The sequence below is a fragment of the Streptomyces sp. NPDC002623 genome (assembly GCF_053592635.1).
On record NZ_JBSFWB010000015.1, the window covers coordinates 1 to 16,928 of the forward strand.

Consider the following 16,928-nt stretch of genomic DNA (forward strand, 5'->3'; position numbering starts at 1 on the left):
CCGGGTCGATGCTGCCGTCCGCCGCGGCGACCAGGGCGCACATGGCCATGCTCGCGTCGCGGAAGGCGCCGCTCTTGAGGTCGTTCTTCTTCGCCTCGAGCTGGGTCTGCATCGTCGACGCGGACTCTTTGATGCGATCCCACAGGGCCATGAGAACTCCAGAAGGTCGGTATGGGTCAGAAGTTCAAACTGACGATCGACCGGATTGGTTCCCGCCGGTTCCGGTTCCGGCTCCGTTCTCCGTTGTCCGTTTCTGGAACTCGGTTCAGCCGAGGCAGATCAGGCCCAGCAGACAGACGTCCGACGGCGAGGTCGACGCGGATGCGGAGCTGCTCCCGGACGTCGAACCCGACGTAGAGGTGGAGGTGGAGGTGGAGGTGGACGTAGATGTCGAACTCGACGAGTCGGTGGCGCTGTCGCTCGCGGCGGGCGTGGACGACTGCTGCCCGGACGACGTGTCGGATGTGCCGTCGGACGTGTCGGTGGAGGTGGTGACGGATCCCGTGTACGAGGAGGTGCCGGTTCCCTGTTGCGCGGCGGTGGGCGAGGCGCTCGTACGGGGCGCGGAGGGCGCGGCGGCGTCCGGGTCGGTGTCCGACGGGGTGTAGCGCTCGCCCCCGAGTTCGGTCGACGGGGACTGCGGTTGCGTGGGGGCGGTCGAGGGCCGGTGCGCGTCGGACCGGTCGACGGTCGGGCTGGTGTGCTCCGAGGTCGGTACCTCGCCCCCGTAGGTGGTCGGGTTCTCCGGCGCGGTGGCGGCCTCGGCGCGGTCGCCGCCCTGCCGGTCCAGCGCGGCGACGGTCAGACCGCCGCCGACGAGGGCGACGGCCGTCGCGACCACGGCCCGGCGCTGGTTCTTCTTCCAGCGCGCCAGCTGCCGCCGCCGTGCGGCCCGCCCCGGCGGCGCGGACGCCACGGGCGGTACATACGGCTCGGACAGCTCCGGCAGCTCCGACAGCTCGGGCAGCGCGGGCAGCGCGGGCACATCGGGCCGTGCGGGCCGCACCGGCGGCTCGAAGTGCGCAACGGCCTCCACGGCGGCGTACGTCGTCGTCTGCGCGGGCCGGAGCGTGACCGGGGCGATGTCCGGGGCGTAGGCGCCGCACCCGGGACACACCAGGGCGCCGTTGAGATGCCGACGACACGAGGAGCAGTAGTCCATCTGCGGCACGCTAACGAGTCCTTCGAACGACTGTGTGCAGCCTGTGTGATGCTCCTGCGCGGATCCCTGGAGGGGCGTGGGCGGATGTCGTCGTCACGCGGCCACGCGTCCATCCATGTGAATGTGAATCATGTACGTGACTATTGACGCGCTCAGGGCAATACCCCTAGCTTCCGCTAGAAAGCGCTTTCCGCACCTCTGGCAGACGACCCGCACCGTCCTGGAGATGGAGAGATCAACGATGTCAAGGATGCTTCTGAGACCCGTCATCGCATGCACCGGCCTGGTGGCAGGCGCGCTCGTAGCGTTGTCCGGCACCACGGCGCAGGCCGCCACCGTCCGCTATGAGGCGGAGACGTCCCCGGCGGTCTGCACCGGCACCATCGACTCCGACTGGACCGGCTACTCCGGCACCGGATTCTGCAACGGCACCAACTCGACCGGCGGATACGCCCAGTTCACCGTGAACGCGGCGACGGCCGGCACGGCGACGATCGACGTCCGCTTCGCGAACGGCACCGCCACGGCCCGCCCGGCCTCGCTGATCGTCAACGGCACGACGGTGCAGACGCCGTCCTTCGAGGCCACCGGCGCCTGGTCGACCTGGGTCACCAAGACGCTCACCGTGACGCTGAACGCGGGCAGCAACACCGTCCGCCTGAGTCCGACCGCGGCGGAGGGCCTGCCCAACGTCGACCGCCTCGAGGCGACGACCGCCGACGGCGGCACCACACCCCCCACGACCGGCGCCATCTACGTCTCGCCGAGCGGCACGGACGGCGCGGCGGGCACCCAGTCCGCCCCCACGACCCTCACGTCGGCGATCGGCCGGGTGACGGCCGGCGGCACGATCTACCTGCGCGGCGGAACGTACAACCACGCCTCGACGGTGACGATCCCGCAGACGAACAACGGGACGACCTCCGCCCTGACGACGCTCTCGGCCTACCCGGGGGAGACGCCGGTCCTCAACTTCTCCGCCCAGGCCGAGAGTTCCTCCAACCGGGGCCTCCAGCTCTACGGCTCCTACTGGCGGGTGTCCGGGATCGTCGTCGAACGAGCCGGTGACAACGGGATCTACGTCGGCGGCAGCCACAACGTCATCGAGCGCACGGTGACCCGCTACAACCACGACACGGGGCTGCAACTGGGCCGGATCTCCTCCAGCACCCCCGTCGCGCAGTGGCCGTCCGACAACCTGATCGTCTCGGCCGAGTCGCACGACAACGCCGACTCCGACGGCGAGGACGCGGACGGCTTCGCCGCGAAGCTCACCACCGGCACGGGCAACGTCTTCCGGTACGCCGTCGCCCACAACAACATCGACGACGGCTGGGACCTCTACACGAAGCCGGACACGGGCGCGATCGGCCCGGTGACCATCGAGGACTCCCTCTCCTACGGCAACGGCACCCTCAGCGACGGCACCGTGAACTCCAACGGCGACCGCAACGGCTACAAGCTCGGCGGCGACGACATCGCCGTCAACCATGTCGTGCGGCGCAGCATCGCCTACCACAACGGCAAGCACGGCTTCACGTACAACAGCAACCCGGGCACGATGGCGGTGTCGAACAACCTGAGCATCGACAACACCACCCGCAACTACTCGTGGGACGCGGGGACTTCGGTCTTCCGCAGCAACACGTCCTGCCGCTTCTCGGTGACCGGTTCGAACGACAAGACGATCGGCGACGCCGACACCACGAACCAGTTCTGGACCGGCGCCAACGGCTCCCGCTGCGCCTCGTACTCGGGCGCGCTGGCCTGGTCCTTCGCCACGGACGGGAAGCTGGTCGTCACCCTGGGAGGCAAGGTCGTGACGCTGTAGCCGAGCCGACCTGGGTCGGACCTGACGGAAGCAACGGAAGTGAGGAAGGCCCGGGTCTCGGAGACATCGACCCGGGCCGTCCTCGTCTTCGTCAGGCCGGGGGATAGAACTGCGCGTACCAGCGGCGCAGCGCCCGGATGCCCTTCTCGTGCGGGAGCAGGACCGGCCGGGACCGATGGATCTTGTGGTCCCAGATCCGGACCTCCTCGCGCACCTCGCCCAGCGCCTCCGCGCGGAACACGAGTTTGAGCGCGGGGGTCAGAAAGCGGGCCCGGGACGGTTTGCGCAGGTAGTAGAGCATCCGCAGTTCGCTGGTGTGGTCGTCGACGGGGGTGGAGAGGGCGACGGCGGTCACGGAGAGGACGGGTCCATGGGTGCGGACCACCATGACCCCCGGGCCGTACATGAACGCGTCGAAGGTGTTGTCGATGTCCCGGCCGAGGACGCGCCGCCGGATCCGCCCGCGCACCTCGGCGAAGGGACCGTCCACCCGCCAGTCCTGGACGGGGGGCTCGCTCTGGCCGTGGATGAAGTGGAAGTGGGACTCGTCGACGATGTTCTCGCGCATCTCCTGGATGTGGATCCTGGCGCGGCAGGTGTCGTCGACCGGGCTGGCGAAGTCCCGGGAGGCGGTCTCCGGGATGTCGGGGACTTCCCAGGAGGGCTCGTCGGGTCCGACGTACACGAAGACGAGCCCGCTGTGCTCGCGGACCGGGAAGCCGCCGAGGGCCGCCTTGGGGGTGCGGGCGGCGAAGGGAGCCTCCACGCACCGCCCGTCGGTCCCGAACCGCCACCCGTGGAAGGGGCACTGCACCGTCCCGTCCACGACCTTCCCGCCGGCGCCCAGGTGCGCGCCGTAGTGCGGGCAGTGCGCGTCCCGTACGGCCGGCTGCCCGTCGGCGCCGCGGAAGGCGATGAGCGCCCGCCCGAAGTAGTGCAGGCTGACGACCTTGCCCCGCCGGAGCTCGACGCTCCGCAGCACGGCGTACCACCCGAACGGGACGACCGGCATCGGATACGCGTCCGCTCGCGGGTCGCGGGGGAGCCCCGAGAGGCTGTCTTCCTGACTCCGGAGTAAGGGCATGGCAGGGATGCTAGCGATCAAGCGGTGGGGACGGTAGGGACGGGAGCGGTGCGGGAGTGGTGGGGGAGCGGTGGGGTGGTGGCCCGAGCGTCGGCACGCCGGGCGGCGGTCAGGTCGGTGACCGGCCCGTCAGGGTGTTCAGTTCGGCGGTGTAGAGCAGTGCCGGGTCGAAGCCCATGCCGGTGAAGTGGCCCGCCAGTTCGAGGGAGAGGACGCCGTGGAGGCGGGTCCAGCAGGTCAGGGCCCGGTGGAGGGTGGCGGGTGGGGCGGGGTGGCCGGCGGTCCACTGGTCGCCGAGGCCTTCGAGCCGGGCGGTGAGCGGGGTCGGCGGCCCGTCGGCGGGCAGGTCGGCGCAGGCGTCGAGCAGGGACGTCATGATCTCGGCCGCGATCGTGGTGATGTCGTCGGGCGCGTGGTAGCCGGGGACGGGCGTGCCGTAGACGAGGAAGTAGCGGTGGGGGTCGGCCAGGGCCCAGGCGCGTAGCGCGTGCCCGAGCGCGGTCAGGCCGGCGTCTGCGGCCGCGGCGGCGCGGAAGGTGTCGGCGAGGCTTCGGTACGCGTCCCGGACCAGCTCGGTGATCAGCTCGTCGCGGCCGGCGAAGTACCGGTACAGCGCGGGCCCGCTCATCCCCATCTGCTTGGCGATCGCGTTGAGGGAGAGGGCCGAGGCCCCTGCCGTGGCGATCTGCTCCCACGCTCGCTCCTTGACCTCCGCCCGCACCTGGGCTCGATAGCGCTCGCGCGGGGTCGTCGTGCCCGTCTCCGCCATGGCCTGCCGCCACCTCTCCGCATGTGTGCCTATATCCCCAAGATTTAGTTAGAGGCTATCACGAAGGTTATTGACACCCTCCATTCGGTTGCGTTACAACTTCTAACGAACGCAAGTGCAAGTAACGCTCACTGGAGGCCATCATGAACGCTGAAGGAACCAACGAACTCGTCGAGGTCGTCCTGCCGGGGAAGGTCGAGCCCGAAGGTCTGCGGATCCGGTACGGGGTCGTGCCCGTCCCGGGGCCCGGGCAGGTGCTGGTCCGGATGGAGGCGACCGGAGTCTCCTTCGCCGAGCAGCAGATGCGCCGCGGCCGGTACTACGACCAGCCGCCCTTCCCCTTCGTGCCCGGCTACGACCTGGTCGGCACGGTGCTGACGACCGGCGAGGGCGTCGACCCCGGCCTGGCCGGCACCCGGGTGGCCGCGCTGGTCAAGGTCGGCGGCTGGGCCAGCCATGTGCTGGTCGACGCGGCCGACGCGGTGCCGGTGCCCGACGGGATCGACGCGGCGGAGGCGGAGACCCTGATCCTCAACGGCATCACCGCCTGGCAGATGCTCTACCGCAAGGCGCGGATCCGCGCGGGTGGGACCGTCGTGGTGCACGGCGCCAACGGAGGCGTCGGCTCGGTGCTCGTCCAGCTGGCGCTGGCGGCCGGTGCGACGGTGATCGGCACCGCCTCCGCCCGCCACCACGACGCCCTCCGGGAGCAGGGGGTCGTCCCGGTCGACTACCGGGCCCAGGACCTCGCCGCCCGGATTCGCGCACTCGCCCCGGCCGCCGGGGTGGACGCCGTCTTCGACCATGTCGGCGGGCGGGGCATCGTCGACTCCTGGCGGCTCCTCGCGCCCGGCGGCACGCTCGTCTCCTACGGCACCGCCTCGACGCGGGACGACGAAGGGTCCAAGCAGTGGCCCGTGCTCAAGCTGCTCGGCCGACTGTGGCTGTGGAACGCCCTGCCCAACCGCCGCCGCGCCTACTTCTTCAACGTCTGGGCGGGCCGGGCCCTGGCCAAGAACCGGTTCCGGGCCCGGCTGCGCACCGACCTCACGCAGGTCTTCGCCGCCCTGCAACGCGGCGACGTCACCCCTCGCATCGCCGGCCGCCTCCCGCTCGCCGAGATCGCCGACGCGGTACGGCTCGCCGAGTCCGGCACGGTCGTCGGGAAGGTCGTGCTCAATCCGTAGGGGTGAGGTGCTGTCGGCTCAGCCGTGGTGGCCCGTGGCCCAGGTGTCGTCGACGAGAGAGTCGAGTTGACCGAAGACGTCGTCCGGGCCGTCGACGACGGCGACCCGCAGATCGGCCATGACGGACGTTCCGCGCAGGAACAGGAACGGCGGACGCTGGTGGACCAGCCGCAGACAGAGCGGGTAGTCCTCGTCGAGGATCGTCACCAGCCGCATACCCTCGCGTTCCCAGGCGGTGATCTCAGCGGCGACGGCGTCCAGGTCCACGGCCGTGCGACGAGGGCTGCTCGCTCCAGCTCGTGGTCCATGCCGCACGTACAGGAAGAATGCCTTCCGCGGCCGGATGCTTGCGTATGCGGCGGCCCTTTGACCGTGACGCGGCGACTTCTTCTGCTTCCTGGAGCGGTTCGGTGGCCTTCTTGCTGTCCTTGGCGGTGCCCAGGCCGGAGCGCCAATGTCGTGTGACGCAGGTCACGGGAAGTAGGGGTCGGGTGCCGGACAGCTCATGGAGGTGAGCACACATATGCGTACCCGGGTACGGGCCGGGGAGTCGGGCGCGTTCGCGGAGCTGTTCGACAGCTACTCCCGCGCGGTCTACAACCATGCCTTCCGGCTGACGGCGGACTGGTCGACGGCCGAGGACGTGATGGCCGCGACCTTCATGGAGGCGTGGCGGCTGCGTGACCGGGTCGAGCCGGAGGGCGGCTCCCTGCGGCCCTGGCTGCTGGGCATCGCCACCAACACCGCGCGCAACCAGTTCCGGAGCAACCGGCGCTACCGGGCCGCGGCCGGCGCCGCCGCGGCCGCCGAATCGGCCGTGCCCGACCACGCCGACGAGGTCGCCGACCGGATCGACGACCGGCAGCGGCTCGCGAAGGCTCTCACCGCCCTCGCCACCCTGCGCAGACCGGAGCGCGAGGTCGTCGCGCTCTGCCTCGGGGAGGGGCTCGACTACGAGGCCGCGGCCGAAGCGCTCGGGGTCCCGGTCGGCACCGTCGCCTCCCGCCTCTCCCGGGCGCGCAAGAAGCTGCGCGCGCTCGCCGGGGACGAGCCCGCCCGAGAGTCCGAATCCGGCAGAGAATTCAAAAGAGTTGGCGGAATTCGGGAAGGCGGGCGGCCGGCCCGACAGACAAGAGGCGATCACACAAACGTGGTCCGGCCCGCGCAGGGAGGAAACCGATGAACGCGAACACGGACGACACCGCAGAGCTCTTCGCCTCTACGGCACGTGACCTGCCTACGGGCCGTCACCAGTTCCACAAGGAGCGTCTGATGGCCCAGATCCACGACATGCGGCAGGCAGAAGAGTCCCCGGCCCCCGCCAAGGTCCGGCGGTTCAGGATGCCGCGCCTGGCGATCGCCCTGCCCGCGATGGCCGCCGCCGTGGCCGCGGCGGTCGTCGCCGGAGTGGTGACCAACGGCGGCTCCGGGGTCAGGGACGGCGGTCTCGCCACCGGGCCCGCCCTGACCACGACCCTCGGCACCCCGACCACCAAGGGAGTGCCGCAGCTGCTCGACCAGATCGCGCTCGCGGCGGCCGAGGCGCCCCACCCGGACCTCGAGCCCGGCCAGTTCGTCTACATCGAGTCGAAGACGGCCGACACCTTCGTGCGGACGGTCGACGACAAGTCGTCCCTGGCCAGCCATGAGCTGCACCGCCGTCAGGTGTGGGACTCCGCGGACGGCACCCAGGGCTGGCTGATCGACCCCGCCGTCAACGACAGCCCCGAGGGCGAGACCCTGAGCCTCCCCGACGAGCTGGGCAACACCCCCACCGCGCACCTGGGCGCGCCGTCCTACGACTACCTGACCAAGCTGCCCACCGACCCCGACGCACTCCTCGCCAAGATCTACAAGGAGACGAAGGGGCAGGGCAACTCCCCGGACCAGCAGGCGTTCAGCACCATCGGCGACCTGCTGAGCGAGAGCTACCCGCCGGCGGAGCTGTACTCGGCGCTGTTCAAGACCGCCGCGAAGATCCCCGGTGTGGTGATCGTGAACGACGCGGTGGACGCGGTCGGCCGGCACGGCGTGGCGGTGGCCCGGCTGGACGAGGCGAGCGGGCAGCGCGAGGAGTGGATCTTCAACGAGAAGACCCATGTGTTCCTCGGCGGCCGCTCGGTCCAGGTCAAGGGCTATACGGAAGAAGGCGTCCTGATCAAGCCCGGCACGGTCACCTTCACCAGCGCCGTCATCACCCGGGCCATCGTCGACGGCATCAAGCAGACGCCGTCACAGGCCGGCTGACGTCAGCCTGCGACGGTGAAGGCGGCCGCGCGGGGCACGAACAGGGTGTCCCCGTCCGCGGCCGTGGCCAGGGCCGAGACGTGCCAGGCGCCCGCGGCCAGGTCGGCGGCGTCCTGCTGCGTGACCTTCAGGGTGTAGGTGCAGCGGGACGTCTCGTCCGAGGTGCTCCGGCACTGGGCGCTCTCGGCGTCCCGCAGCTCCGCCGCGGTCGGGTCGAGCTTCGAACTCGCGGGCCACGCCACGACCTTGAGGTCACGGACGCCCGAGTCGTCGCTGACGTCCACGGTGAAGGTGAGCGAACCGGCGGCCCCGGCGGACGGCGCGACATAGCGGGCCGAGCCGTTCTCCACGGTGAGCTTCGTGGCCGCCGAGGCCATGGCGAGGCTGCCTGCGGCCACTCCGCCGAGGACGACGGTGCCGACGAGCGTGGCGATGACAATGCGCTTGGACATGGGAATTCCCCCTGAACTGGGTCGAGTTGATGTGATCGAGCCTAGGGTCGGGGACCCGGCGCAGTCCTCGCGCTGAGGGACGATTGCGGCGTCTCACCTCAGGTGGAGCGTCTGCAACCAAAGTAAGAGAGGCGAATCAGCCTCCAGCGGGAATCGGGCCGCTCACCTGCGGCCCTAGCCTGGATCAGCCATGAATCGAACCGACGACCGGCTGCTCCCGGTCCTGCTGATCTGCGTCCAGGCCGTGGTGTGGCCGGGGGCGGCGCTGGTGCGCGGGGACGTCCCCGCCGCGTCCGCGCTGCTCGTGGCCCTCCTGGTCGCCGGGCCGGTGACGGCCGCGCTCGCGCTGCGCCGGACCCGCCCGGTGACGGCCGTCGTCGTGGTGGCCGCCGCCTGCGCGCTGGGCGCGGGGCCGCTGCCCGTCGGGGCGGTGGCGCTGCTCGGGACCGCCGGGATGGCGCTGGCGCTGTTCACCGTGGCGACCGAACGCGACCCCTTCACCGCCGTGCTGTGCGTCGTGGCCCTCGCCGGCTGGCAGTTCCTGCAGGGCATCACCCTGCACGGGCTCAGCGACCCCGACGGCCTCGACCTCGTCCTGACCGCCCTGCTGTACGCGGCCGCGTGCGGCGCCGGCTTCCTGGTCCGGCGCACCAGACGCGCCCGACGCACGGCCGAGCGGCTGCTGAAACGGGCCGAGGCCGAGCGGCACCGGCTTCCGGCGGCCGAACGCCGCCGCATGGAACGGGAGTTGCACGATGTCAGCGCCCACCATCTGACGGCCGTGGTGGTCACGGCGGGCGCGGCGCTCGGGTTGCGTGAGCGCCGTCCCGAACTCGCCGAGGAGGCACTGGAGTTCGCCGTCGGGACCGGGCGGGAGGTGACGCGGGCGCTCGGCGCGGTGCGGGCGCCGACGCCCTCACGGGAGGAACTGCCGTCGCCGCAGGAGCGGTTGCTGGACCTCGTCGCCGGGTTCCGGCGGCTGGACCAGCGGGTGGAGTGCGAGATCGACCCGCTGCCGGACGGCGCCGTCGCGGACGCGGCGTACGGCATCGTGCGCGAGGCGCTCACCAACGTGGCCCGGCACGCACCGGGCGCGCCGACGGACGTGCTCTGCCGGTACGGCGACAGCCGCACCGAGGTCGTCGTCACCAGCGCGGCCCCGCCGGCCGGTGCCACGGCGCACGCCGCGGGCCTCGGCGGCGGACGTGGCACCGGCTTCCTGCGGTCCCGGGCCCGGGAGGCGGGCGGCACCCTGACCAGCGGCCCCACCGCGGACGGCGGTTGGGAGGTGCGCGCGGAGCTGCCCGGCCGGACCTCCGCCGAGGTGCGGCGGACCGTGCCGCGCGGCTACCGCCCGGCACAGCTGACGGCCGCCCTCGGCCTCGTCCTCCAGCCGCTGCTCCCGGCACTGATCATCCGGGCGGAGCCCACATCGGCCGGCTCGACGGGCTCCCAGGTCTCCGCGGGCGTGCTCTTCGCGCTGTTGGCCGCGGCCCAGGCCGTCGCGCTGCTGTGGCTGCGCCGCGCGCCCCGCGCCGCGCACACCGTCCTGCTCGGGCTGCCGCTGCTCTGGCCGGTCGCGATGGCCGCGGGCGACTACACCGGCCCGGTCGCCCTGCCGCCTGCCCTGAGCATGCTCGCCACCTGCGTGATGCTCGCCTCGACGGCAGCGCGCAGGCCCACGCCGGTGCTCCCCGTCGTGGCGGCGGCCGTGCACGCGGCGGCCGCGACCGCCGCGGTGGTTGACCGGGGGACGACGGTTCCCCTCTGGGCGGTGGCCGGGGCGGCGACGGCCGGGGCGGGGCTGGCGGCGGCCGCGGCGCAGTGGGGCGGTGTCCTGCGGGGGCGGCGCGAACGGGCCGCCCGGGGCACGCGGGAGGAACGTGTCGCCGGCTGGACCGAGGAGGCCGTCCGGGACGCGTGGGCCGAGCGCCGTCGTATCGCCGCCGGGCTGGAGACGACCGTGCTGGCGCGCACCGCCGACATGGTCGCGGAGGCGGAGGCGGGCCGGCTCGACGAGACCGCCGAACGCGCCCGCGAGGCCCTCGCCGCGATGCGCGCCCTGCTCGACGCGGTCCGGGAGGGCGCCGGCGAGGGCGGCACAGGCCCCGAACTACGGCCGCAGCCCACTCTCCAGGCCCTCGACCTGCTCGCCCACCAGCTCCGGGCCACCGGCCGCGAGGTCGAGATACGGCTGTCCGACCGGGTGCCGAGCCGACTGCCCACCGAGGTGGACCTGGCCGCCTACCATGCCGCCGAGACGCTCCTCGCGGCCGGCGGCGAGGAGCCCGCGATGCTCGAACTCGACGCGGACGCCGATACGTTGACGCTCACGGCCACCGGAGTGCCCCGGGCCGCCGGTCCCGCCGTACAGGCGCGGCTGGCGGCGCGGGTCGAGGCGCTCGGCGGCATCCTGACCACCGGTCCGCAGGGCACGGTCAGCCTCCGGCTGCCGCTCGCCCCGCTCGCGCCGGGCGACGAGAACAAGAAGGAGCGGCAGCCATGAGCCTCAGAGTGCTGGTCGTCGACGACCAGGGCATCGTACGAGCGGGGTTCGCCGCCGTGATCGACGCCGAGGACGACATGACGGTCGTCGGCGAGGCCGGCGACGGCGCGGAAGCGGTGCGGCTGGCCGCCGAACTGGCCCCGGACGTCGTTCTCATGGACGTCCGGATGCCCGAACTGGACGGCATCGCCGCCACCCGGATCATCACCGGCCGGGAGAACGCGCCCCGGGTGCTGGTGCTGACCACCTTCGACCTCGACGCATACGTCTTCGACGCGCTGCGCGCCGGGGCCTCGGGCTTTCTGCTCAAGGACGTCCGCCCGGCCGAACTGCTGGACGGCATCCGGGTGGTGGCCGCCGGCGAGAGCGTGCTCGCGCCGTCCGCGACGCGCCGGCTCATCGGCCACTACGCGTCGGGGACGGCGGTCGCCCACACCGGGGACGGCAGCGGCCTCCGCGAGCTGGACAGTCTGACCGGCAGCCAGCGAGGCGTCCTCGAACTGCTCGCCACCGGACTCAACAACGCGGAGATCGCGGCCGAGTTGGGCATCACCGTCGGCACGGTGAAGTCCCATGTGAACGCGCTGCTGCGCAAGCTCGGGCTGCGCGACCGGGTGCAGGCGACGATCCTCGCCTACGACCTGGGCCTCGCCCGCCCGAACCCGCCGGGCGCCCACCTCTGACCCTCGCTCACCACCACTGACCAGCCCTGACCAGCCCTGACCACCACTGAGACCGCGATCAAGGAGCCTGTCCCCGTGACCCGACTGCGCCATGTCCTCGGCAGCGTCTTCGCCCTCGGCTATCTGGCGATCTGCGCCGTCCTGCTCGGGTGGGCGGTCGTGGTGTCCGTCGTCGACGACTCGGGCGAGTCCATGGCGGGGGTCGTCCCGCTGCTCGCCACCGCCCCGGCCAGCCTGCTCCTGCTGCCGTTCGGGGACCACTACGCGATGTTCGTCGTCACCGTGGTCGTCGGGGCGCTGGTCAACGCCACGGTCATCGGCTGGTGCGCGCGCGCCCTGCGACGCGGCGCTTGAGGCCCGACTACTTGCGGGTCTCCAGCTGCCGGTCGCTCCACTCCGCCTTCTCCGTGGCGGTGTAGTTCACCACCGTTCCCGCGGTGACGCCCGCCTCGGAGGCCGCGGCGTTCGGCTCGGTCACCGTCTGCTGCTCGGAGAGCAGGGCGCCGGTGTCCGGGTCGACGATCAGCTCGGACCGCACGGCCCCGTAGTCGGGCGTGTCGGAGGCGGGCAGGGCGAAGCCCAGGCCCTTGCGGCCCAGCGGGTCGGTCACCTCGCCGAGCGACCGGATGCCCGGCAGGTCCGCGATCACGCGATAGGCGGCGGCCCTGACCTCGGCCTTGACCGGCAGCCCGATCAGCCCGGCCGCCTGCTGCCACATCCACTCGGTGCGGTCGGAGATCTCGCCGCCGCCGTCCTCCTTGTAGAGGTCCGCGAGGTAGGCCTTCAGCTCGGTGCTGTCGCCGGGGAGCTTCTGGAGGTCGGCGTAGGTGACGTTGTCGGCGCCGAGCGCGGCGATGTCGTCGCCGTCGTTGATCCGGGTCGTCGTCGGCCGGCTCTCGGACGGCGACTCGATGCGCAGCCCGAGCCTGCCGCCCGCGGTGTCGCCGCCGGCGAGGGTCAGTTCCTTCGGCGAACCGGCCGCCTGCCAGCGCTGCTTGTCGCGTGCGGTGCGGGGCTGGGTGGAGTCGTCGATCCCCGACACCCACAGGCTCTCGCCGCCGGACTTCACGCCGTAGGACCACTCCTGTGTCTCGGTGGAGACCACGGAGAAGCCGGAGGCGGGCTCGGCGATCACGCCGATCCAGGCCGAGCGCGTGGTCAGCTGCCAGTACGTGCCGTCCTGCGTCGTGCGGTCCAGCTGGGCGGCGACGTTCAGCAGCGCGAGGCGGCCGTTCGCCGGGGTCTGCCCGGATCCGGTGCCGTCCGTCGAGGCCCCGGCACTCGTCCGGGAGCCGCCGGCGTCCACGCCGGTGCCCGCGCCGCTGTCGGCCAGGGTGCCGACGACCACGGCCGCGACCACCGCGGTCGCCGCGGCGGGCAGCGCCCAGCTCCAGCTGAACGGGCGCACGGGCCGGGCCGGGCGGACCGCCCTTCGGGTCTCGGGCTCGTCCTGGGTGCTCGCCAGGATGGCGAGCAGGTCGTCCCGGGCGCGCTCGGAACCGGCCAGCCGGGCCGGGTCGAACTCCGCGGGCCGCGCCTGGGCCAGCGTCTTCATGACATCGGGCCGCTTGCGTGCCATGTCAGTGCTCCTTCACATTCACAGTCGCAGTCACCTTGGGGCGGGAGTCGCGAGAGAGTCCGGCCGCGGCCTCGTCGACGGCTCGTTCCAGCCGCCGTCTCGCCCGGTGCAGCCGCACCTGGAAGGTGGCGGTGGAACAGCCGAGGACGCGTGCGGCCTGTCTCGGGGCGAGCCCGTTCCAGGCGACCAGCGTCAGCACCTCGCGGTCGGCGGCCGACAGCCCGGCCAGCGCCTGCAGCGCCGCCGCCCGTTCGGTCACATCGGCGGCGACGTCGTCGACCTGGCCGCCCGAGGTGATGATGCGCTGGGCCTCCTCGACGGCCACCGCGTACTGTCTGCCGTCGCGGCGCCGCAGTTCATGGGTCAGATTGCGGGCCACGCCCAGCAGCCACGGCAGTGGCGGCGTCGGTATGTCCCGCATCCGCCGCCAGGCGACCGTGAAGGTCTCGCTGGCGATGTCCTCCCCGACCTGACGGCCCACCAGGCTCGACACATAGGCGAGCACCCGGGGCTGGCACTCCTCGTACAGGTCACGGAAGCGTTGGACTTCGGTCACGCACCGTCTCCTCGTCTCGGCTCTCTCACCTGGAAATGGTCGGGAGCCGTGATTTCTTACAGGGGGAGGAGAGGAAGTTCTGAGTTCGCTCGAAACCCGCCCCGAGGATAGGCTGAATTGAGTATTTGATGAGCAAATCGGGTGTTCAATGAGCTTCCCGGAGCCGCCGTCATGAGCCAGAGCCGTCACCCGGACGGGCACGAGATACGCAACCGCACCCCGCAGGAGCGGGCCGCACTCGGCAAGGCCGCGCGCAGCGCGGTGCCCCGGTCCAGTCACGCAGAGTTCGCACCCGGGCCGAAGCGGCCCGACCCGCTGGAGATCATCGAGAGGCAGTCGGCGACGCGACTGCCCGACCTCGTGCCGATTCGCTACGGGAGGATGTCCGAGTCGCCGTTCCGGTTCTACCGGGGAGCCGCCGCCATCATGGCCTCGGACCTCGCGGACACTCCGAGGTCGGGGTTCAGGACCCAGCTCTGCGGCGACGCCCACATGTTGAACTTTCGGCTGCTGGCGTCTCCCGAGCGGCAGCTGATGTTCGACATCAACGACTTCGACGAGACGCTGCCGGGCCCCTGGGAGTGGGACGTCAAGCGGCTGGCCGCCAGCCTCGTCATCGCGGGCCGGCTGAACGGCTTCAGCACCAAGGAGCGCAGGGCGATCGTCCTGGCGACCGTGCGGTCCTACCGCGAGCACATGCGCGCCTTCGCCGCCGACGGCAATCTGGCGGTCTGGTACACCCGGTTCGACGTGGCCTGGGTGCGCGAGCGGTTCGGACCGGCGCTGTCCGCGCGGGGCCGTGACCGCTGGTCGCGAGCCGTGACCAAGGCGCGTTCGCGCGACACGCTCCAGGCGTTCGAAAAGCTCACCCGGGTCGTGGACGGCAAGCGCAAGATCGCCCCCGACCCGCCGCTCATCATCCCGATCCGCGACCTGTTCCCGGGCGCCGGGTACCGCGAAGTGGAGCAGCCGTTGCTCGGGCTGCTCGAACGCTACGGCCGAACCGTGCAGTCGGACCGGCGGTTCCTGCTGGACCAGTACCGGGTCGCCGACATGGCGCGCAAGGTCGTCGGAGTCGGCAGCGTGGGCACCCGCTGCTGGATCGTGCTGCTGCTCGGCCGGGACGACGAGGATCCGCTGCTCCTCCAGGCCAAGGAGGCCGACGAGTCGGTGCTGGCCCCCCACGTCGGCGCCAGCGAGGCCCGGACGCAGGGCGAGCGGGTCGTCTCCGGACAGCGGCTGATGCAGGCGACCAGCGACATCTTCCTGGGCTGGGAGCGGGTCGAGGGCATCGACGGCCGACGGCGCGACTTCTATGTGCGCCAGCTGCGCGACTGGAAGGGCGTCGCCGAGGCCGAGGACATGGTGCCGAAGGGCATGCGCACCTTCGGCGAGCTCTGCGGCGCGACGCTGGCCCGGGCCCACGCGCGCTCCGGCGACCGGATCGCCATCGCCGCCTATCTCGGCGGCGGCGACTCCTTCGACCGGGCGCTGGTGACGTTCGCCGAGCTGTACGCCGACCAGAACGAGCGTGACCACCAGGCGCTCCTCGACGCGGTGAGCGCCGGCCGACTGCCCGCGCAGGAAGCCTGAGGACCCGGTTCGCACCGTCCCGGCCCGAACCGGGTGGTCACACCGATCACCGCCGTACGCCGGGCGGTGGCTGTACGGCGGTGAAGGGGCTCGTACGTGGATGAACGGGGCTCGTACGGGGACGAACGAGATCGTGCTGACGAACGTGATCGAGATGGGGACGGAAGCGGCGGACGGGGGACGTCGCTGGTCGCGCTAGCTTGCCCTGAGCTGATCCTCGTCCAAGTCCGAAAGGAAGGACTCCGTCTCGATCTCTCCGAAGTCCGGGGCCTGGAAGGGGTTCGTCGTCGGAGGGGGCGACGCTGCCGTGGCGGAGCGGATCGCACCCTCCGGGGCGGAGAACAGCGAGGTCGATTCGATGAGAGGTCTCCCTATCGTTACAGGGCCGTGAGGGCGCCTGGCGTGCCGTGACCGGGCACAGCGGTCCTACAGCTTGCTCATCTTCGAGTAAGGACTCAGGATCCGCTGTTGCGCCGAACCGAAATCCACGAGCGCCGCGATCCCCTCTTCGATACCGATGACCCGGCCGAGGCCGTACATGTCGTGTGTGACCTGGTCACCGACCTCGAAGTGCTTGGGCGGCGGCGCGACCGGAGCCTTGAACGGGCTGGAAGGCAAATAACGCTTCGGTGCAGCTGGCTTTGTCATTGCCACCAGTATGCGCCCGCTTGGGGCCGTTCGCTGCGGCCGTCCGCATCACTGTTCGGCACCGGCTCGGACGAACGATCACCGCCGCGGGCCCTGTCCCGCACGGCGAGAGCGCCGATCCGCAGGCTGCCTGCCGCCCGGACGACACCGCTGACCTGGTACGGAACCCCGGCGCACGGTCCGCTGCCGGACCCGCTACCGGACCCGTTCGTAGACGGTGACGCTGCGTCCGCGGCGGCCCGTCGTGGAGCGCTCGGCGAAGTGTTCGCGCAGGACACGTCGTTTCACACGGTCGCGGGCGTTGCGGGCGGGTCGCCGCACCGCGTCGCCGACGACGATGACACGTTTCTCCCGCAGCAGGACGCGGGCGATGGCCGCCGGATCCGCCTCGACGCCGTGCAGGGTGCCGGCGGCGGCCGGGCTCAGCCGCCGGCCGCCGGCACGCCGGCCGCGACCACGGCCAGCGTCCCGGGGGAGACGGGCGGTATCCAGGACACCTGCCGGGACTGGCCCCGGCCCCGGCCGCCGTGCGACGCGCGGCGGCACGGGCGGCCGGGTGCCGACGGGCGGCCGGGGCCGGGTGCTGGTGGACACCGTGGTGGACGTCGTCGTGGGTGCCGTGGGTGCCGTG

Annotated in this window: 17 protein-coding genes and 1 pseudogene; 8 read left to right on the top strand and 10 right to left on the bottom strand. The window is 71.9% G+C overall.

The features are described from left to right. Both ACWD4O_RS25965 and ACWD4O_RS25970 read right to left on the bottom strand, forming a co-directional pair. Nucleotides 1–151 (bottom strand): annotated as a pseudogene (locus tag ACWD4O_RS25965) (Tellurite resistance TerB); the annotation flags it as partial. A 114-nt stretch (nucleotides 152–265) separates the two neighbouring features. Further along, entirely contained in the window at nucleotides 266–1,162 is an 897-nt protein-coding gene (locus ACWD4O_RS25970) for an SCO2400 family protein (RefSeq protein WP_451283603.1), read from the bottom strand. Between the two features lie 250 nt (nucleotides 1,163–1,412). On the opposite strand from ACWD4O_RS25970, the gene ACWD4O_RS25975 reads away from it, so the two are divergent. After that, entirely contained in the window at nucleotides 1,413–2,993 is a 1,581-nt protein-coding gene (locus ACWD4O_RS25975; RefSeq protein WP_451283283.1) for a carbohydrate-binding protein, read from the top strand. Between the two features lie 91 nt (nucleotides 2,994–3,084). Here ACWD4O_RS25975 and ACWD4O_RS25980 read toward each other — a convergent pair whose 3' ends face one another. Then, nucleotides 3,085–4,077 carry a Rieske 2Fe-2S domain-containing protein gene (locus tag ACWD4O_RS25980; RefSeq protein ID WP_451283285.1) on the bottom strand — a complete coding sequence of 331 codons (993 nt, stop codon included), beginning with the start codon at nucleotides 4,075–4,077 and terminating at the stop codon, nucleotides 3,085–3,087. Between the two features lie 109 nt (nucleotides 4,078–4,186). After that, a complete protein-coding gene (locus tag ACWD4O_RS25985) occupies nucleotides 4,187–4,846 on the bottom strand; it encodes a TetR/AcrR family transcriptional regulator (protein ID WP_451283286.1) in 660 nt (219 codons plus the stop codon). A 143-nt stretch (nucleotides 4,847–4,989) separates the two neighbouring features. Between ACWD4O_RS25985 and ACWD4O_RS25990 the strand changes: the two genes are divergently transcribed. After that, entirely contained in the window at nucleotides 4,990–6,033 is a 1,044-nt protein-coding gene (locus ACWD4O_RS25990; protein WP_451283288.1) for a medium chain dehydrogenase/reductase family protein, read from the top strand. A gap of 18 nt (nucleotides 6,034–6,051) precedes the next feature. Here ACWD4O_RS25990 and ACWD4O_RS25995 read toward each other — a convergent pair whose 3' ends face one another. After that, a complete protein-coding gene (locus tag ACWD4O_RS25995; protein WP_451283290.1) occupies nucleotides 6,052–6,300 on the bottom strand; it encodes a hypothetical protein in 249 nt (82 codons plus the stop codon). 256 nt (nucleotides 6,301–6,556) lie between these two features. On the opposite strand from ACWD4O_RS25995, the gene ACWD4O_RS26000 reads away from it, so the two are divergent. After that, entirely contained in the window at nucleotides 6,557–7,216 is a 660-nt protein-coding gene (locus ACWD4O_RS26000) for an RNA polymerase sigma factor (protein ID WP_451283292.1), read from the top strand. Next, a complete protein-coding gene (locus ACWD4O_RS26005) occupies nucleotides 7,213–8,280 on the top strand; it encodes a CU044_5270 family protein (RefSeq protein WP_451283294.1) in 1,068 nt (355 codons plus the stop codon). Before ACWD4O_RS26000 ends, ACWD4O_RS26005 begins: the two co-directional genes overlap by 4 nt. A 2-nt stretch (nucleotides 8,281–8,282) precedes the next feature. Here the strand turns inward: ACWD4O_RS26005 and ACWD4O_RS26010 are convergent, their stop codons facing one another. Beyond that, a complete protein-coding gene (locus ACWD4O_RS26010; RefSeq protein ID WP_451283296.1) occupies nucleotides 8,283–8,732 on the bottom strand; it encodes a DUF5707 domain-containing protein in 450 nt (149 codons plus the stop codon). Between the two features lie 190 nt (nucleotides 8,733–8,922). Between ACWD4O_RS26010 and ACWD4O_RS26015 the strand changes: the two genes are divergently transcribed. The 3 genes from ACWD4O_RS26015 to ACWD4O_RS26025 all read left to right on the top strand — a co-directional run bounded on the left by ACWD4O_RS26015 (nucleotide 8,923) and on the right by ACWD4O_RS26025 (nucleotide 12,275). Further along, complete coding sequence (locus ACWD4O_RS26015) at nucleotides 8,923–11,238, top strand: histidine kinase (RefSeq protein WP_451283297.1); 2,316 nt, start codon at nucleotides 8,923–8,925, stop codon at nucleotides 11,236–11,238. Further along, nucleotides 11,235–11,921, top strand: coding sequence for a response regulator (locus ACWD4O_RS26020; protein WP_451283299.1), 687 nt, complete (start codon nucleotides 11,235–11,237; stop codon nucleotides 11,919–11,921). Before ACWD4O_RS26015 ends, ACWD4O_RS26020 begins: the two co-directional genes overlap by 4 nt. Before the next feature lie 75 nt (nucleotides 11,922–11,996). Further along, nucleotides 11,997–12,275 (top strand): SCO4225 family membrane protein, encoded by a 279-nt coding sequence (locus ACWD4O_RS26025; protein ID WP_451283301.1) that lies wholly within the window; start codon nucleotides 11,997–11,999, stop codon nucleotides 12,273–12,275. Nucleotides 12,276–12,282: 7 nt separating this feature from the next. On the opposite strand, the gene ACWD4O_RS26030 is transcribed toward ACWD4O_RS26025, so the two are convergent. Together ACWD4O_RS26030 and ACWD4O_RS26035 are read right to left on the bottom strand one after the other, a co-directional pair. After that, nucleotides 12,283–13,500, bottom strand: a complete 1,218-nt coding sequence (locus tag ACWD4O_RS26030) for a CU044_5270 family protein (RefSeq protein ID WP_451283303.1) — start codon at nucleotides 13,498–13,500, stop codon at nucleotides 12,283–12,285. 1 nt (nucleotide 13,501) lies between these two features. Then, complete coding sequence (locus tag ACWD4O_RS26035) at nucleotides 13,502–14,056, bottom strand: RNA polymerase sigma factor (protein ID WP_450946358.1); 555 nt, start codon at nucleotides 14,054–14,056, stop codon at nucleotides 13,502–13,504. Between the two features lie 171 nt (nucleotides 14,057–14,227). Between ACWD4O_RS26035 and ACWD4O_RS26040 the strand changes: the two genes are divergently transcribed. Then, nucleotides 14,228–15,649, top strand: a complete 1,422-nt coding sequence (locus ACWD4O_RS26040; RefSeq protein ID WP_451283305.1) for a DUF2252 domain-containing protein — start codon at nucleotides 14,228–14,230, stop codon at nucleotides 15,647–15,649. Nucleotides 15,650–16,075: 426 nt separating this feature from the next. On the opposite strand, the gene ACWD4O_RS26045 is transcribed toward ACWD4O_RS26040, so the two are convergent. Both ACWD4O_RS26045 and ACWD4O_RS26050 read right to left on the bottom strand, forming a co-directional pair. Then, the gene (locus ACWD4O_RS26045) at nucleotides 16,076–16,297 is read right to left on the bottom strand and encodes a CarD family transcriptional regulator (protein ID WP_351906099.1); all 222 of its coding nucleotides are present in this window, start codon (nucleotides 16,295–16,297) and stop codon (nucleotides 16,076–16,078) included. A 195-nt stretch (nucleotides 16,298–16,492) separates the two neighbouring features. Further along, nucleotides 16,493–16,891, bottom strand: a complete 399-nt coding sequence (locus ACWD4O_RS26050) for a hypothetical protein (protein WP_451283307.1) — start codon at nucleotides 16,889–16,891, stop codon at nucleotides 16,493–16,495. Nucleotides 16,892–16,928 lie beyond the last annotated feature (37 nt).

Excerpts from the sequence above, each read along its gene's own strand:
- ACWD4O_RS25970 (WP_451283603.1), bottom strand. The coding sequence starts at position 1,162 with ATGGACTACTGCTCCTCGTGTCGTCGGCATCTCAACGGCGCCCTGGTG.
- ACWD4O_RS25975 (WP_451283283.1), top strand. The coding sequence starts at position 1,413 with ATGCTTCTGAGACCCGTCATCGCATGCACCGGCCTGGTGGCAGGCGCG.
- ACWD4O_RS25980 (WP_451283285.1), bottom strand. The coding sequence starts at position 4,077 with ATGCCCTTACTCCGGAGTCAGGAAGACAGCCTCTCGGGGCTCCCCCGC.
- ACWD4O_RS25985 (WP_451283286.1), bottom strand. The coding sequence starts at position 4,846 with ATGGCGGAGACGGGCACGACGACCCCGCGCGAGCGCTATCGAGCCCAG.
- ACWD4O_RS25990 (WP_451283288.1), top strand. The coding sequence starts at position 4,990 with ATGAACGCTGAAGGAACCAACGAACTCGTCGAGGTCGTCCTGCCGGGG.
- ACWD4O_RS26000 (WP_451283292.1), top strand. The coding sequence starts at position 6,557 with ATGCGTACCCGGGTACGGGCCGGGGAGTCGGGCGCGTTCGCGGAGCTG.
- ACWD4O_RS26005 (WP_451283294.1), top strand. The coding sequence starts at position 7,213 with ATGAACGCGAACACGGACGACACCGCAGAGCTCTTCGCCTCTACGGCA.
- ACWD4O_RS26010 (WP_451283296.1), bottom strand. The coding sequence starts at position 8,732 with ATGTCCAAGCGCATTGTCATCGCCACGCTCGTCGGCACCGTCGTCCTC.
- ACWD4O_RS26015 (WP_451283297.1), top strand. The coding sequence starts at position 8,923 with ATGAATCGAACCGACGACCGGCTGCTCCCGGTCCTGCTGATCTGCGTC.
- ACWD4O_RS26020 (WP_451283299.1), top strand. The coding sequence starts at position 11,235 with ATGAGCCTCAGAGTGCTGGTCGTCGACGACCAGGGCATCGTACGAGCG.
- ACWD4O_RS26030 (WP_451283303.1), bottom strand. The coding sequence starts at position 13,500 with ATGGCACGCAAGCGGCCCGATGTCATGAAGACGCTGGCCCAGGCGCGG.
- ACWD4O_RS26040 (WP_451283305.1), top strand. The coding sequence starts at position 14,228 with ATGAGCCAGAGCCGTCACCCGGACGGGCACGAGATACGCAACCGCACC.
- ACWD4O_RS26045 (WP_351906099.1), bottom strand. The coding sequence starts at position 16,297 with ATGACAAAGCCAGCTGCACCGAAGCGTTATTTGCCTTCCAGCCCGTTC.